Source organism: Bacillus sp. MC1252 (genome assembly GCF_056838025.1).
Map to the genome: position 1 here is coordinate 656,583 of NZ_CM166369.1, position 17,554 is coordinate 674,136.

9 protein-coding genes are annotated in these 17,554 nt (G+C 43.3%); all 9 read left to right on the plus strand.

The features are described from left to right. The first annotated feature begins 3 nt into the window (after window positions 1-3). The 9 genes from ACYH0L_RS03310 to ACYH0L_RS03350 are packed head-to-tail and all read left to right on the plus strand — an operon-like array spanning window position 4 to window position 17,546. Entirely contained in the window at window positions 4-1,899 is a 1,896-nt protein-coding gene (locus ACYH0L_RS03310) for a condensation domain-containing protein (protein WP_482354477.1), read from the plus strand. Beyond that, entirely contained in the window at window positions 1,896-3,437 is a 1,542-nt protein-coding gene (locus tag ACYH0L_RS03315) for a serine hydrolase domain-containing protein (protein ID WP_367308174.1), read from the plus strand. Before ACYH0L_RS03310 ends, ACYH0L_RS03315 begins: the two co-directional genes overlap by 4 nt. Next, complete coding sequence (locus tag ACYH0L_RS03320) at window positions 3,400-4,380, plus strand: C39 family peptidase (protein WP_482354352.1); 981 nt, start codon at window positions 3,400-3,402, stop codon at window positions 4,378-4,380. The genes ACYH0L_RS03315 and ACYH0L_RS03320 overlap by 38 nt, the downstream gene beginning before the upstream one ends. After that, window positions 4,377-5,087, plus strand: a complete 711-nt coding sequence (locus ACYH0L_RS03325) for a thioesterase II family protein (protein ID WP_482354353.1) — start codon at window positions 4,377-4,379, stop codon at window positions 5,085-5,087. Before ACYH0L_RS03320 ends, ACYH0L_RS03325 begins: the two co-directional genes overlap by 4 nt. Beyond that, complete coding sequence (locus ACYH0L_RS03330; protein ID WP_482354354.1) at window positions 5,084-5,941, plus strand: 3-hydroxyacyl-CoA dehydrogenase family protein; 858 nt, start codon at window positions 5,084-5,086, stop codon at window positions 5,939-5,941. Before ACYH0L_RS03325 ends, ACYH0L_RS03330 begins: the two co-directional genes overlap by 4 nt. Before the next feature lie 14 nt (window positions 5,942-5,955). Further along, the gene (locus ACYH0L_RS03335; protein WP_230031528.1) at window positions 5,956-7,011 is read left to right on the plus strand and encodes an HAD-IIIC family phosphatase; all 1,056 of its coding nucleotides are present in this window, start codon (window positions 5,956-5,958) and stop codon (window positions 7,009-7,011) included. Window positions 7,012-7,038: 27 nt separating this feature from the next. Beyond that, on the plus strand, window positions 7,039-7,308 hold the full coding sequence (locus tag ACYH0L_RS03340) for an acyl carrier protein (RefSeq protein ID WP_034320179.1): 270 nt from the start codon (window positions 7,039-7,041) through the stop codon (window positions 7,306-7,308). Beyond that, window positions 7,295-8,437 carry an acyl-CoA dehydrogenase family protein gene (locus ACYH0L_RS03345; RefSeq protein ID WP_230031529.1) on the plus strand — a complete coding sequence of 381 codons (1,143 nt, stop codon included), beginning with the start codon at window positions 7,295-7,297 and terminating at the stop codon, window positions 8,435-8,437. The genes ACYH0L_RS03340 and ACYH0L_RS03345 overlap by 14 nt, the downstream gene beginning before the upstream one ends. A gap of 19 nt (window positions 8,438-8,456) precedes the next feature. Then, the gene (locus tag ACYH0L_RS03350; RefSeq protein ID WP_482354355.1) at window positions 8,457-17,546 is read left to right on the plus strand and encodes an amino acid adenylation domain-containing protein; all 9,090 of its coding nucleotides are present in this window, start codon (window positions 8,457-8,459) and stop codon (window positions 17,544-17,546) included. The last annotated feature ends 8 nt before the right edge of the window (window positions 17,547-17,554 follow it).

Genomic DNA, 17,554 nt, shown 5'->3' on the forward strand with positions numbered 1-17,554 from the left:
GAAATTGAACTTGCGCTTATGGCACTCGATGAAGTTGATAAAGCCGCTGTCATTGATCTAACCGATCAGGCTGGAGAAAAACAGCTGGCTGCTTATATTGAATTAAAAGAAAAAGAGATGACGCCCTTTTTACTAAGAAAAAAATTATCAGAGCAGCTGCCAGCTTATATGGTCCCAGCGTATATTGTCATACTAGATGAGCTCCCGCTAACTCAAAACGGAAAAATCAATCGAGCAGCACTGCCTGATCCATTGCTGTCTCAAGTGGAAACAGAGGTTGAATGGTCTAAGGAAAAAGCGGTCATCGAAGAGATCATAATAGATACAGCAAAAGATATCTTAGGGCATGAAAAGATCGACCCAGCTGATCATTTTTATCAGCTTGGCGGTGACTCCATTAAGGCGATTCAATTTATTGCGAAGTTAAAAGACAAGGGACTCTATTTAAAAACAAAAGATATATTTACTTATCCAATTTTTAGAGAAATGGCACAAGTCGTCCAGCAAGAACCGGCATTACATATCTCACAAGAGCAGGCTGCGGGCGATGTGAAATCGATACCAATTGTCGAATGGTTCTGGTCCCAGCGGTTAAAAGACGAACATTTCTGGCATCAATCCATCACTGTTCATTCAAAGAAGAAGATGGATGAAAGGATCTTGAACGATGCTTTAAAAGAGCTGGTCATTCATCATGATGGATTAAGGTTAAAAGTACAAGAAACGACAAACACACTCTATTATGATGAAAGCATGCAGCATATTCCGCTGATGATACACGATTTCACGGAGCTGTCAGAAGAGAATGTGCAAGAAGCGTTAAAAGAAGTGGGTTTTCAGTTGAAGCAGAGGACCCATCTTTATCAAGGACCATTAATTCAGGCAGCACTTTGTCAAACCACAGCTCAATCACATCTCATTTTTGCCGCACATCATCTTTTAGCTGACGGCATGTCATGGCAAATTCTTGTGGAGGACTTGATGAAATTATTGCATGCAGAAAAGGTCACAGCAGAGATGCTTCCGCTCAAAACACATTCATATCAGACGTTTGCGGAGCGGATGAACCAGTATGCAGCATCAGGTGATGTAAAAAAGGAATTCAGCTATTGGCAAAAAGAGGTGCAGGATATTCAGCCTTTGTATCAAGTGGCTGCAAATGAGGGATATGTCAAAGATGAAATCAAATTGACCAAGGCATTATCAGTTGAGCTGACGGATCAATTGATCAATCAAGCGAACAAGGCGTATCAAACGCAGCCTTATGAATTGTTAATCACAGCGTTAACGCAAGCCTGTTCTCAGCAAACGAATCAAAAGCAGATTTCTTTAGAATTAGAAGGCCATGGCAGGGATGCTGTGCAGGAAGATATCGATGTGTCTAGAACGTTCGGATGGTTTACAACCATGTATCCAGTGAATGTGAATGTTTCTGAGTCTGTTGCAGATCATATTCGGGCTGTCAAAGAAACGATACGTGAAGTACCAAATAAAGGTGCAGGCTATGGTCTGTTGTCACTCATCAATAGACAGCTTCCGGACCATTCAGCGCCACAACTACGGTTTAACTATTTAGGTGAGATCGATCAGGTACTTAAACAATCACCTGATTATGAGATGTCCTATTTTTCTTCAGGTGCTGATTCGTCATTAGATAATCAATTAACAACCGTCATCGATATGGTCGCAACAATCAAGGGTGGTCAGCTGATTTTCCATCTATCTTTTAGTGAAAAACAGCTGAGTGAAACAGAGATGACGCAGCTTTTGCATGAGGTAGAGCGGCAAATTGAACGTTTGGTTCAGCATTGTCTAGAGAAGGAAGAGATCGAATTTACACCGTCTGACTTTGAGACAGTGGACATGTCTCTTGAAGAAATGGATTCGTTATTTACATGAGGAAGAGTCAGCACATTGTCTACATTTCATTTGTCCTGGCAGTGTTATGGATCAGTAGTGTTGCCGGCCAAACAAATGCACAAGCAGCGATTTCATCTAAGGCCATTGATCAAGTGATTGAAGAACAGATGGAGCATGGGCGCATTCCAGGCATGTCCGTTGTGGTTGTGAAAAAGGACCAAGTGGTGTACCAAAAAGGCTTTGGTTATGCGGAGCGAAAGAAGAAGGAGCCTGTGACAGACAGCACTTTTTTTGAAATTGGCTCTACATCAAAGGCGTTTACCGCCCTTGCTATTGTTGACCTAGAGAAACAAGGGAAAATAGATCTGAAAGAACCGGTAAGCAGCTATATTCCAGGTTTTTTTCCAACGTACCATGGCAAGCCTCAGCGGATCACAGTGGATCAATTGATGCATCACACAAGCGGCATTCCCTTTCAAACCATTGCGCTTATCCAGCCAGATGATGCAAAGGATGCGTTGAAAAAAACAGTCCATCAGCTGAAATCAATCGAACTTAACCGCAAGCCGGGAAGCTCCTTTGAATATGCCACCATCAACTATGATGTCCTTGGTCTCATCATTGAAAATGTAACAAGGCAGCCATATGAGGCATATATGAAAGGGCTGTTTAAAAGACATCATCTTGACCAAACGGAGGCTGGGCCCGAACGAATGAAGCACGGTGTTGTTTCGGAAGGGTTTAAACTGCAATTCCTTGCTCCGCATGTTTATCACGCACCGGAATATCGAGGCAATACCCCTGCTGGCTATATTGTGATGAATAGCCAGGAGGTTGGTACTTGGCTGCAATATCAATTGACCGATTCAACGTGGTCTCGTTTTGTGAAAAATCCTGATCACTTGACTGTGAATGTCCCAGACGAAGGGAAGCATGTCTATTACAATGCCGGCTGGTATATAGAAAAAAAACATGAGCATGTGAAATCGTTATTCCATGCAGGCTCTAACCCAAATTATTCATCATTTTTTCTGATCCAGCCAAAAGAAGGCGTTGCGATCGGAGTGTTAGCAAATATGAATAGCAGCTACACCGAACAAACGGCTCGTCTTGTTGCCAAAGCGATTGTGGGAACAAATGATCAAGAAGAATCATCAATGGATCCATTTCAGCTCATTGATCAATTGAGTCTTGCCGCTACATGTCTTTTTATTTTACTGCAAACGGTGTCTATTCTTCGATTTATCAAGTGGAGGAAGCGTGTAAAAAGTGGTGCTGTGGTTCAGCGGAAAATGACACTTGGCGTTTGGCTGAAAGGTCTCTGCTGGGTATTGCTCTTGATCGGAATATTGATCCTGCCAATGATTCTATCGCAGGCTGCCTTTAATGGGCTGCCTTGGAAAATGATTTTTGTATGGGGACCTTCCTCTCTCATTGAACTAGCGATCTCTTATTATTTGTTTTTTGTTTGGTTTTGTACGATTGGTTTCATCAAAGGATTCATGGTGACATCTACTGCTGGAAAGAGAGGACAAAAAGATGACCATCAAACAGATTTCGGGCATTCATCCTTATAATGATTTGTTTTATCGCAGCTGCTTCTTCAATTGCTTTTTCCCGATTGTCAAGCTGCATGATCAAGAAGTCGCTCCATACTTATTAAATGATCAATTCGCATATGGCCTTACAGAAGAAGGTTTTTTGCAGATTGACTGGATGTCGACACACGATCCAGAAAAGATTATGAATTTACAAGGCATTCAAGTCGAAAAAATCACGCGTTGTGCCAATCTCATTGAGAAAGTCAAACAAGATGTGACGCTGAATCGCCCGGTTATTGTGTGGGTAGATCCTTACGTTCAGCGAGGTAGAAAAGAGTATTTGACGACACATAGCCGGCATTCGATTTTAATCACGGGTTTTCATGAAAATCAGCAAATTTTCCATGTATTAGAGAATCGGCATTTAGATAATTTGTCGTATGAGCATCAAGTGTTGCCATATACAGACGTGCAGAAAGGATATGACACCTTTCATGATTATTTTCAGCCGAATGATCAATTTCATTCCTATGCGGCTTTCCACTTTGATTCGAAAAAGGTCTCGACTGAATTATTTGCTCAAAAAACAGCTTATTTCCTGAGAAATATGCATGGTCAGCTTGACGCAATAGAAAAAGGAATCACAGCACTCGAAACATTTTATGAGCAGTTTTCGCAATTGAATGACATCGAGAAGCTCGTGGCATCTTTCAATCAGGTCATCAATACGAAGAAAGTGGAGCTCTATCGGCTGAGTCTGATCAAAGAAGATCTGCCTGAGTTGATGCGGTGGATGGAACGTATTTTAGCAGAATGGGAGAAAGCGAGGCATCAGGCAGCGAAACTCCTTTTTTCAGGTGACATGTCCAGCAGGTACCAAGCCAGCATCAAAGCTTCCTTAGAACAAATTATCCATGATGAAAAAAACTGGCTTGAAGCGTTGGCAATCAAATGCAAAAGGGAGTGTGGCGTGTCGTGAAGTTATTTTGCTTACCGTACGCAGGTGGAGCAAGCACCGTATTCAGTACGTGGAAATCTTATATAGACCGGTCGATAGAAATTCATGCACTTGAACTCCCTGGACACGGGACAAGAATGACAGAGCCTGTGCTGACCGATTTACAGCAGGTCGCAGATGATCTTTATTTACAGGCGTCCTCTTTCTTAAAAGATGGAGAGCCCTACGCCATTTTCGGTCATAGTATGGGAGCTGTCCTTGCATACGAATTACAAAAAAGAATGAAAACAAGATTCAACAAAGAGCCTGTCCATGTCTTTTATTCTGGACGCTTTCCACCACACATTCCAGAAAAAAAAGTCTATCATCAGCTGTCAGATACCAAATTAAAAGAGGCGATTATTGCAATGGGCGGCGTTCCTGAGGAGCTTGCCGATAACCATGCAGTACTTGATTTCTTTCTGCCGATTTTAAGAGCAGACTTTCAGCTTCTAGAGACCTATCAGTGTGATGAAGTCGTTCCAGCTGCTTGTCCAATATCTATTTTTTATGGTACACGAGATTTGCCTTCTGTGCTGTTCGATTTAGACGATTGGGACCAATATACAAGCGAAGATTGTGCGTTTTTTGAATTCGATGGAGATCACTTTTTTATTCATTCATTAACAAATGAAGTGGTAGAGAAAATCAATGTCATTTTAAAGCGAATTGGAGTGTTGGAGAAATGAACACGAGGCACATAGGCGTGATTGGAGCAGGTGTGATGGGGGCTGATATGGCTTTAGACCTTTCAGCAAATGGCTATCAAGTCACACTAGTTGATATCACAGAAGAAAAACTAAACGAAGCGCTAGAAAAAATCAAGAAGACATACCAATTGGTTCAATTTGTGAGAAAGAAGAAAATTTCGTTGTCTTTAGAAAACGTATTGTCTCAAATCCAGCTAACGACTTCATTTGAAGGCTTACATGATGCGCATATCGTCATTGAAAATGTGACAGAAGATTGGGAGATGAAAAAACCAATTTATGAAAAGCTGCGAGATATATGTGCGAAAGAAACCATTTATTTTGTCAACACAAGCTGTATTTCCATCACAAAGGTAGGGGCCCTTATGCATTACCCTGAGAAGGTCATTGGGGCGCATTTTATGAACCCTGTTCCTCTTAAAGCGTTAGTTGAAGTGATTAGAGGAAAAGCAACGTCTGATGACACAGTTGAAACGGCAAAAGGTTTCTTGAAATCCTTTGATAAAACACCTGTAGTGGTACATGATCTCCCAGGATTTGTTTCCAACCGAGTGCTTATGCTGACAATCAACGAAGCCATTTGGACGGTGCAAGATCAAGTTGCCACACCAGCGGATGTCGATAAAATTTTCCGCGGAGGTTTCGGTCATAAAATGGGTCCACTTGCGACAGGTGACTTGATCGGGCTCGATACGATTTTGAATTCTTTGCTTGTTTTATACGAGAGTTACAAAGATCCGAAGTTCCGTCCGTGTCCTCTACTTGTCAAAATGGTCGACGCAGGCGAGTACGGAAAAAAATCAGGTAAGGGCTTTTTCCAATATGACATGTGAGAGGAGAAAACAAAATGGCTAAGCAAATCAAGTGTGTTGTCTGGGATTTAGATCATACATTATGGGATGGGATTTTACTTGAATCAGATGAGGTGACGTTAAAGCCATCGATCAAGGAAGTGTTAACGGAGCTAGATGAGCGCGGTATCCTTCTTTCTATCGCAAGCCGAAATGATGAAACAGCCGTGAAGGAAAAGCTCTCCGCCTTCGGAATCGATCATTTCTTCCTCTATCCAGAGATTCATTGGAATGCCAAATCTAGTTCATTAAAGAGAATCAGCGAGCGCTTGAATATTCATAAAGATACCATTCTCTTTATTGATGATCAGCCATTTGAACGAGAAGAAGTGAAGGCTGTTCATCCGGAGATTACGTGCTGGGATGCGGTGGATTATATGACGTTGCTCACAGATGATCGGCTGCGTCCAGTCTTTATCACAGAGGATGCAAGACGACGCAGAAAAATGTACTTAGAAGCGGATAAAAGGCAGCAGGAAGAAGAGAAATATGAAGGGCCGCCTGAGAAATTTTTGGCGTCTTTACATATGAAATTCGTTATATCGGAAGCAGGAGAACAGGACCTCCAGCGAGCCGAAGAACTAACTGTCCGTACCAATCAATTAAATGCAAGCGGAAAAACCTACGATTATGCAGAGCTTGATTACTTCCGTCAATCAGATGCTCACTTGCTGCTTGTCTGTGAACTTGAAGACAAATTCGGGTCCTATGGGAAAATTGGACTCTCATTAATAGAAGAAATAGGTGACACCTGGCATGTCAAACTGCTGCTCATGTCTTGCCGCGTCATGTCTCGAGGTGTCGGGACCATTTTACTCACAACGATTTTGCAAGAAGCGAAAAAGCGAGGAAAGCGGCTTGTGGCCGACTTTAAACAAACAGACCGAAACCGCATGATGTATATCACATACAAGTTTGCGAATTTCAAAGAAATCGAGAATGGGGAGGATGGCTATATTTTGTTTGAAAACGATTTAAGCTTGATTCAGCCTTTCCCAGAATACGTAGATGTCAAAGTTGAGATTGACCAAAAAGCCCCAGCCAAACAATAAAAAAGCGAAAAGCGAGGAGATTGAATCATGAACCTACACGAACAAGTAAGAGCATATATTGAGCAAAACCTAGTGGTATTTGATGAAGAAATTGAGTTAGGAAATGATGATCACATTTTTGAACAAGGTTTTGTCAATTCTCTTTTTGCGATGAAACTAGTGAACTACATTGAACATGACTTTCACTTCCAGTTAGACAACGAAGACCTCGACATTGCCAATTTTAGTACGGTCAATCGCATTGTCTCCTTAATTGAGAAAAAACAACAGGGGGCGGCCCTTCATGAAAACAGCTGAACAAACAATTGATGCCATTGAGGAAATACGACAGTATTGCGATGAACATATCCGTCCGTTTGCCAATGAATTCGATGAAACAGAACATTTGCCGGAGTCGCTGATTCGCGATATGGCGAAAAGAGGCTACTTGGCAGCAGGTATCCCATCATCCTATCAAGGACTGGGGCTTGATCCGATTGCGTATGGACAGTTCACTGAACAAGTAGGGAAAGCTTGCTGTAATGTACGGACATTATTGACAGTGAACTCTCTCGTAGGAGAAGCCATTCTTCGTTATGGAACAGAAGACCAAAAACAAGGCTGGCTCGTTGCATTAGCCAAAGGGGAAAAAATCGGTGCCTTTGCTTTGTCAGAGCCGAATATTGGATCAGATGCCAATCATGTTGAAACAAGCTATCAAAAGGATGGACAGTCTTATGTCTTGAATGGGAAGAAAAAGTGGATTTCCTTTGGAGCGATTGCGGATTTCTTTATTGTGATTGCTAGAGATGGCGAACAAGTCACCGCATTCCTTGTCGAGCGAGATCAGCCAGGTGTAGAGATTGAGAGGATTACAGGAATGATGGCCAACCGAGCGTCTTATTTAGCAGAAATCACCCTCGATCATGTACAGGTGCATGAAGACTGTGTCTTAGGACCAGTTGGGGGCGGATTTAACCATGTGGTGTCACTTGCTTTAGATCATGGAAGATACAGTGTTGCTTGGGCAGGGCTTGCCATTGCACAGGAAGCCGTTGATTCTCTCGTCACGTATTCACGTAAAAGAACACAATTTAATGAAAAACTTTACAAGCATCAAATGATCAAAGGCATGATCGGAGATGCGGTCACCCAGCTCCATGCAGCGAGAGCCTTATGCCTAAAGGCCGGAGAAATGAGACAAGCGCAGCATCCTGATGCCATCACAGAGACATCAATCGCAAAATATTTCACATCTAAAATCGCCGTTGATATTACAAATACAAATGTCCAAATCCATGGTGGAAGCGGATTTAGCCGGGAAAATTCAGCTTCAAGACTGTATCGTGAAGCGAAGGTGCTTGAAATTATTGAAGGGACTTCACAAATTCAGCAGCAGGTCATTGCTAACTATGGTTTACGCCATTATTTCGTGAAGCATTCTTAGAGAGAAAGGAGATGATCCCATGGCTTTAAAGCCGCAGAAGCTGGATAAACAGAACATTGAAAATATGTTAGGTATCACTACGATCCAAGAAGGACTGCTGTTTCATCATTTAATGGAACCAAACGGAACGGCTTATTTTGAACAACTGCTGATCCAGATAGATGGTCCGCTTGATCGAGAAATCTTTGAACAATCTTGGACGAATGTCACCAAACAGCATGAAATGCTTAGAACATTGTTTAGATGGCAGGAGCTCGCAAGGCCTGTACAAATTGTTCTGAAACAGCATCAGCCTGACATTCGATATCGTGATTTGACTCAAACTGTGCAGCCTCTTCATCTGCTGAAAGAGGAAGTGGCGACACAGGAACGAGAAGAACGTTTTGATCTACAGCAAGTCCCATTTCGTCTGACGTTATGTGAGGTAAATGAAGAAGTCAGCTGGGTTCTCATTAGCTTCCACCACATTTTATTGGATGGATGGAGCCTTGGGATTGTATTAAGTGATTGGATGAGTGCATATGAGCGTTTATCAAATGGGGACAAACCGCTTCTTGAACAAAGGCCGTCCTACCAATCATTTGTCAAATGGCAGCAGAACATCCTTCAGCAGACAGAAGCACAGGCCTCCTATTGGAAAAATGTTTTCAACGGCTGGAGTTATGCAGAACTGCTTCCGAAGTCAGGCAGCATACATGAAGCTTCAGCAGCCTTTCACAAATATGAACATCAAGTGGATGCTTCTATTGCTGAGAGCCTGAGCGAATTCACGAACAAACATGACGTGACATTGGCATCTGTGATGTATACGCTGTGGGGCGTTTTGCTATCTAAGTATGCCAACCAAGATGATATTGTGTTTGGAACAACAGTATCAGGAAGAAATGCGAATGTCCCTCATATCGAGAAGATGACTGGCCTGTTCATTAACACATTACCGCTGCGGGTCTCATTCGAACAGGATAGGTCTATTCTTGAACTTATGCAGCAAGTCAATCGTGAGGTAGCTGTGAGAAATGAATATGAACATACGCCGCTATCTGATTTAAAGAAGTATGCAGGGATGACAGCAGAGCAATCGTTATTTGATTCAATCGTCGTCATTGAAAACTATCCACTTGATCGAATGCTAACGAAAAGCGATCATCCTGTTCGTATTCGTGGATTTGAGATGACAGAGCAGACGGAATTCGATCTTACGCTTAGTGTGCAGGCGTTTGATGATCAGCTGCATTTCTCATTGGTGTATAACCCCGTCAGTTTTTCAGCTGAACAAATCGAAAAGTGGTGTCAGCATTTTCTCCATCTCCTGTCTGATGCCTGTGCTCATCCGCACAAATCTGCGTCTCAATTACAGCTGCTATCAGAAGAAGAGAAACAAAAGCAGCTAGCGGTCTTTCGTCAATATGGCGGGGCAACTTCTTGCAATGAACCGACGGTGATTGACCTATTTGAAGAGCAAGTGGAACGAACGCCAGCGGCAGCGGCAGTTGAGTTTGGCGATACGACGGTTACATATGAACAACTCAACAAGAGAGTGAATCAGCTCGCACATTATTTACAAAAGAAAGGGGTCAAACAGGAGCAGCGTGTCGGTATTTTAGCAGAGCATTCCATTGAAATGGTAATAGCATGCTTGGCGATTTTAAAAGCTGGCGGTGCTTACGTACCAATTGATCCCGAATACCCGCAGGAACGAATAGAATATTTATTAGAAGACAGCGGAGTAGAATGGCTCCTAACACATCCGATTAACGGGCTTACGTATGCCTATAAAGGAGAAAAAATTGATATTACACAGCCGGATCTATACACCGGACCATCAGACAACCTGGCAACAGCCATCACCTCAGATCAAACAGCCTACTGCATTTATACATCAGGAACGACAGGAAGACCTAAAGGTGTACTCATTCACCATCTTGGCTTAGCCAACTATATTGATTGGGCGAAACAAGTATATGTTCGAGGAGAAACAAGGCATTTTGCTTTGTATACTTCACTGTCATTTGACCTGACGGTTACTTCTATTTTCACACCACTGATTTCAGGAAATACCATCATGATTTATCACCATGAAAACAGGCAGCTGCTTGTCGAAGACATTATAAAAGATAATCGCGTACATGTGATGAAACTGACACCATCTCATTTACAGTTTATTAAGCATCTGTCTTTCCCAGACAGCCAAATGAAATGCTTCATTTTAGGCGGAGAACAACTGGAAGCATCTCTAGCGAAATCCATACAGCAATCATTCCCGCAGCCAATTGAAATTGTAAATGAATATGGACCGACTGAAACGGTTGTTGGCTGCATGATTCATCGATATGACGCAGACCGTGATCAAGACGTGTATGTGCCGATTGGTAAGCCCGCTCAGCATACAGATATTCTTCTTTTTGACAGACATATGAATCTCATGCCGGAAGGAACCGTCGGTGAATTATACATTGGGGGAAAAGGTGTCGCAAAAGGCTATTTGAATCGCCCAGAACTAACCGAAGAGCGATTTGTCGACCACCCTTTCCAGCCAGGTGAAAAAATTTATAAAACAGGTGATGCAGCCCGCATCCTGCCTAATGGACTTATTCAGTTTTTAGGACGAAATGATGATCAAGTGAAGCTGAGAGGCTATCGTATCGAAACAGGTGAAATTGAATTCTGGCTGAATGAACAGCCAGGGGTCAAAGCAGCAGCTGTCGTTGTGAAGCCAGATGCCTCTGGTACACCATGTTTGGCAGCGTATGTTGTTACGACAGCCATACTAGATGAACCTGCCATGAAACAAGCATTGGCTGATCAGCTGCCGGATTATATGATCCCATCTCACTTTGTGCAATTGGATGATATGCCGCTGACTGCTAATGGCAAGCTAGATAAACGGGCACTGCCTGCTTTGAAGCAGGCACAGAAAACGAAAAAGCTGGCGGGCTCTGACAATCTTTCTGAAACAGAGAAGGTCATTCAGGACATTTGGAAAAAAGTCCTTGGCTTAGATGAGGTAAGCGTTCATGACAAATTCTTTGACATTGGCGGGCATTCTCTCAATCTGATCCATGTCAACCAACAGCTGGCTAAGCAATTAAAACAAAGCATTCCAATGGTAGAAATGTTCCGCCGTCCGACGATTAGAGAGCTTGCAGCGTATTTAAGCGGCGCATCAGAGCAGGAAGCGGCAGGCACGCAGCCTGCGAACCAAAAGAGAAGAAAAGACAACGAGCCAATTGCGATTATTGGAATGGCAGGTAAATTCCCTGGTGCGAAAAATGTTGAGGCATTTTGGCGGAATTTGAAGAAAGGAGAAGAATCGATTTCATTCTTTTCCGATGAAGAACTGCTCGAAGCTGGAATTGACCGTCAAACCTTCGAGCGTTCCGATTATGTGAGAGCAAAAGGTGTGATCGATGGACCTGATTTATTTGACGCAGCCTTCTTCGGTTATTCGCCAGGTCAGGCAGAAATGATGGATCCTCAAATCCGCCTCCTGCATGAGTACGCCTATAAGGCCCTAGAAGATGCAGGATACGTACAGGAAGATTATCCAGGTAAGGTCGGTTTGTTTACTGGGTCCACATCGAATTTTCAATGGATTCAGCGATTTGCATCTTCCCTTGATAGCAGTATGTCAGAGCTGTTTGAAGTGGGTTCACTCAATGATACGTATACCGTGAGTACAAGAATTGCCCATAAATTGAATTTGAAAGGTCCGGCACTGACGCTTCAAACCGCTTGTTCGACTTCTCTGGTCGCCCTGCATTTGGCCTGTCAATCCATCGCCAATGGTGATTCAGATGTAGCGCTTGCGGGAGGGGTGTCAATCTTGCACCCAGTAAAATCAGGCTACATTTATCAGCAGAACATGGTGAAATCAAGCGATGGTCATTGCCGCGCCTTTGACGATCAAGCAGATGGAACAGTGGGCGGAGATGGCGTTGGTCTTGTTGCTTTAAAAGCACTTAGTGAAGCCATAGAAGATGGTGACCATATTTATGCGGTCATTAAGGGCTCTGCCATCAACAATGATGGTGATCAAAAGGTTGGCTTCAATGCACCAAGCGTGGAAGGACAGACTCGTGTCATTCAGGATGCCTTACATCAGGCAGATGTTTCACCAGATACGATTGAATATGTGGAAACACACGGAACAGGAACGTCTCTTGGTGATCCGATAGAAATAGAGGCGCTCTCAAAAGCTTTCCAAACAGAGAAAAAACAATTTTGCCGCATTGGGTCTGTGAAAACAAATATTGGACATTTGGATGCAGCAGCAGGAGCCGCTGGCTTGATCAAAGCCGTGCTCTCGCTTCAGCATCATACATTTGTGCCAAGTCTTCACTTCAAAAAGGCCAATGAAAACATCGCATTTGAGCATAGTCCATTCTTTGTGAACACCGAACTGACCGACTGGAAGCAGCCAGCTTCACATTTACGCCGGGCTGGGGTGAGCTCATTTGGAATGGGTGGAACAAATGCACATGTCATATTGGAAGAAGCACCACAAAGAGATCGTAAGCAAATGCCTCGTTCTGCTGAGCTGCTTGTCCTATCAGCGAAGAGCAAAACGAGCATGGAAAGAATGAAAGAAAAACTCGTGAACCAAATTGAAAACACGACTTCTATCAATTTGGCAGACGCAGCATATACCCTGCAAACAGGCAGACAATTCTTTGGTTTCCGTCAAGCATTTGTTGCTGGAAGCAGAGAAGATGCTTTGCGTGTGTTAACCGAAAAGCAGGGCAAGGGCATTGGAAAGCTCATGCATTCGCATGTTGAAAAACAGAAGATTATTTTTATGTTTTCAGGACAAGGCAACCAATACCTCAATATGGGATTGAATTTGTATCAGGAAGAGCCTTATTTTAAGGAGCAAATGGATGCTTGTTTTAAAGCATATGAAGAAGCAACTGGGCGAAGTCTTGCCCGTATTCTTTATCCATTAGCGGCTGAAACAGAAAAGGCGCGCGAAAAATTGGCAAGCACTCAATATGCACAGCCAGCCATTTTTGCCATTGAATATGCACTCTCAATGCTCTTCATTGCTTGGGGCATTCGTCCTGATGCGATGATCGGCTATAGTTTTGGCGAATTAACGGCAGCAGCTGTATCTGGCGTATTCAGCTTAAAAGATGCGATGTCCATGGTCGCCTATCGCGCGAACGCCATGCAGGCGTCACCAGCTGGCGTCATGATGAGTGTTCCGTTACCTGAAGCAGAGTTAAAACCGATGCTTCCAAAGGAAGTTTCTCTTGCGGTGGTCAATGATTCCTCATGTATCGTATCAGGGCTTGAAGAGGCGATCAGTGAATTTGAAAAAGAACTGAGGAACAACAGATTGATGTGTATGCGATTAGGCGGAACCATTGCGGCCCACTCACATGTCATGAAGGAGGCAGCGGAGCAATTCGGAGAAAAATTGCAGCATATAAAAGCCAATCAGCTCCGTATTCCATTCATTTCGAATTTATCAGGAGATTGGATGACAGACACGAGTGCTGGAGATGTGTCTTATTGGAAACGGCATATGACCGATACGGTTCGCTTTGCTGAAGGCATCACGAATATCTTACAAGAGGAAAATATTCAATTAATTGAGATTGGACCAGGACAAGATTTAAGCGTGATGGTCAACCGGTCTCTCAATGGCCTGAATCAGCATGTGTGCCATGTGTTAAGACATGCAAAACAAGATGTGACAGATACTGAATTTTTACTTGGACAGATCGGACGCCTATGGACACACGGGTTATCCATTGATTGGGATCGATTCCATATGAACCGTCAGCCGCTGAAAATGCCACTACCAACATATGCGTTTGATCGTACCTCCTATTGGTATGATGCATCAGATAGTGTAAAGCGCGACAAACCAAAGCAGTCAGGAAGAAAGCAGCAAATGGAAGAATGGTTCTATACCCCTCATTGGGAAGCGGATCTTTTACCTGGTGCGCCATCAGATGTTTCTTCTGCCGGAGCCATGCTTTTGTTTGCAGAGACATCTGTTTTCGGAGAGAAAGTAGCAGCTGAACTTCTGACGAAACGGAAAGAGCACGTTGTGGTTCATAAAGGAGAACAATTTACGAAGCATGATGAAAAAACCTATACCATTCGTTCACATGAGCCTTCTGATTATGAAAAGCTCATATCAAATCTCGTAAATGATCAAATCAACGTGACAGATGTTTGTCATCTTTGGGGACTTTCAGATCGACAACCATCTCACACGGAAGAAGAATGGGTGAAGCACACGCAGCAAAATGCCTATTACTCCTTGCTTTATATCGGCCAGGCGCTGAAGAAATATGTCTTGGACCAAAAGGTGTCGATGACAGTTCTTTCCTCATTGACGTATGCCGTTGGCGGAGAGCCTGTGCTTTATCCTGAAAAAGCGATCAATCTTGGACCTGCCTTGGTTATTTCTCAAGAAACACCGACCTTGCGTTATCGCATTCTTGATGTGGATCGTCCAGTGGAAAATGGGGTTCAGGAAAAGAGATTGTTGAAACAAATCAGCGATGAACTTGACCGGGAGTATGGACAGCTTCTCACTGTCTATCGACGGAATAAGCGATATGTGAAAAAGTATGCGAAAGGTTCAGTTCCCGAAACAGGACATGCTCACTTAGCTAAAAAAGATGGTGTGTACATGTTAATTGGCGGGCTTGGGTTTATTGGATTGAATCTCGCCCAGACTTTGGCCGAGCAAACTAAGGGGAAATTGATCTTAACGAGCAGGTCTGGACTGCCTGATAGAAGCAAGTGGCAAGAATGGCTGGCTACGCATGATGAACAAGATCCAACCAAGAAAAAAATTCAAAAGGTCATGGCACTAGAAGAGGCTGGCGCAGAAGTTCTGATAAAGAAAGTGGACGTTCGTCACCGGGAAGATATCCAGCAATTAATCAACGCAGTGGATGCCTCCTATGGCCAGATTGACGGTGTAATCTATGCAGCAGGAGTGACAGGCGATCAATCATTCCGGGTGATGGAGCAAACAGATGACACTTTCTCAGAACCGCATTTTGAGGCGAAGATGAACGGTGTACTTCATCTCGATGCCGCCTTAGGTGATCGATCACTTGATTTCTGCTTTGTTCTGTCATCTTTGTCGCCGATATTGGGCGGACTTGGTTTTACAGCTTATACAGCCGTGAATCATTTCATTGATGCGTACGTGCATGAACGCAATCTACGTTCACAAACGCAGTGGTCTGTGATTAGCTTTGACGGCTGGGAATTTGAGCAGGGTAAGCAGCTGGATCTTCCAATCGGAGATGACCTCACCGAAACGTTGATGACAGAAAAAGATGGAAGAATGATCTTCGAACGATTACTTTCACTGCAACAAGTTGAACAAATTGTTATTTCGACAACAGACTTACATGATCGAATTCACCGGTATGTAGATCGTTTATCCCGTGAAGAAGAGAGCGGCGGAGCGTATGTACAAGATGGAACTTTGTATTCTCGACCAGCGCTGTCAACGAATTATGTGGCACCTGAAACGGAGCTGGAGAAGGAACTAAGTCAACAGTGGCAAGCTTTCTTTAAGATTGACGAAATTGGCATAGATGATCATTTCTTTGAAATGGGTGGAGATTCCCTAAAGGCGATCACCTTTATTGGTATCATTCATCGCGCATTCAGTGTAGAGCTGACGCTGCCTCAATTCTTCCAAATGCCAACGATTCGATCAATGGCAGAATATATCGATCAAGCAGATACAGCGGCTTATCATGTGATTGAAAAAGCAGAAGTGAAGGAACATTATCCTCTGTCGTCTGCGCAAAAACGCTTGTATCTCATGCAGCAAATGGATCTGAGCAGCACAGGATACAACGAATTTAAAGCGGGGCGAATCAAAGGGAAGCTCGATATCAGCAGATTGGAATGGGCATTTCAGCAGCTCATTAAGCGTCATGAAAGTTTGCGGACAGCGTTTGTACTCGAGAATGGCGTGCCTTATCAAAAGATCGAACAAGAGGTGCCGTTTGCTGTCACATTGTTTGATCTCACAAAGGGATCGACACAAGCATCTGAGGAAGATCAAAAACAAGTGATTGAGCAATTTTTGACTGCCTTTACGTTAAGTGAGGCTCCATTGATGAGGGTAGGTGTGATGAAGGTGGCAGAAGAGGAGTTCGTGCTCATGCTGGACATGCATCACATTATCTCAGATGGTCTTTCTCAAGATATTTTGGTCAACGACTTTATGCAGTTATATGACGGAAGGACGCTTGAGCCTCTAGCTCTTCAATATAAAGATTTTTCTGAATGGCAAAATGACATGCTTGCTTCTGATGCCCTTAAAGCATCGAGTGACTACTGGAAAAACCGTTTAGAAGGTGCACCTGCACTTGATCTGCCAACAGATTTCGACCGGCCTGAGGTGAGACAATTCCGCGGCGGACATTATACGTTCCGTATTGAAGAAGCGGAGCTGAACGCGTTTAAACAGGTCATTTTAAAAGAAGACGCAACGCTGTTTATGGGGCTGTTAAGTCTGTATCAGATTTTGCTTCATAAATTAAGCGGGCAATCAGATATCACGGTTGGGGTTCCAGTAGCAGGAAGAAAACAAGAGGAGCTGCAGCAAGTCATCGGTATCTTTGTCAATATGCTGCCCCTTCGTTTATATCCTAAAGCAGAGATGACGTACAGTGAATTCCTTCACGCTGTGAAGGCGCATGTGATCGATGATTTCGGACATCAAGAATTTCAATATGAACAAATGGTCCAAGACCTGCAGCTGAGCCGGAATGTCAGCCGGAATCTATTGTTTGATGCTGTGTTCGCTTTACAAAATATGAATCAGCCAGAACTGAAGGTAGGCGGTTTAACCTTTAGTGATTATCCGTATGAGACAGGAACGTCGCGGTTTGATTTACTGTGGATTGCGTATGAGCAGGAAGACGGTCTTTCTTCAACGATTGAATATAATACAGCGCTTTTCACAGAGGAAACCATTCATCGGATTGCCGGCTTACTAAAAGACATCATGCGAGCTGTCTCAATAGATGCAGTGAGATTAGAGGATATCGAACTGATTTCTTCATTCAAGCAATTAGACGACGTATCTCTTTTCGAATTAGATGACTTAAAAATATAAGTAAAGAG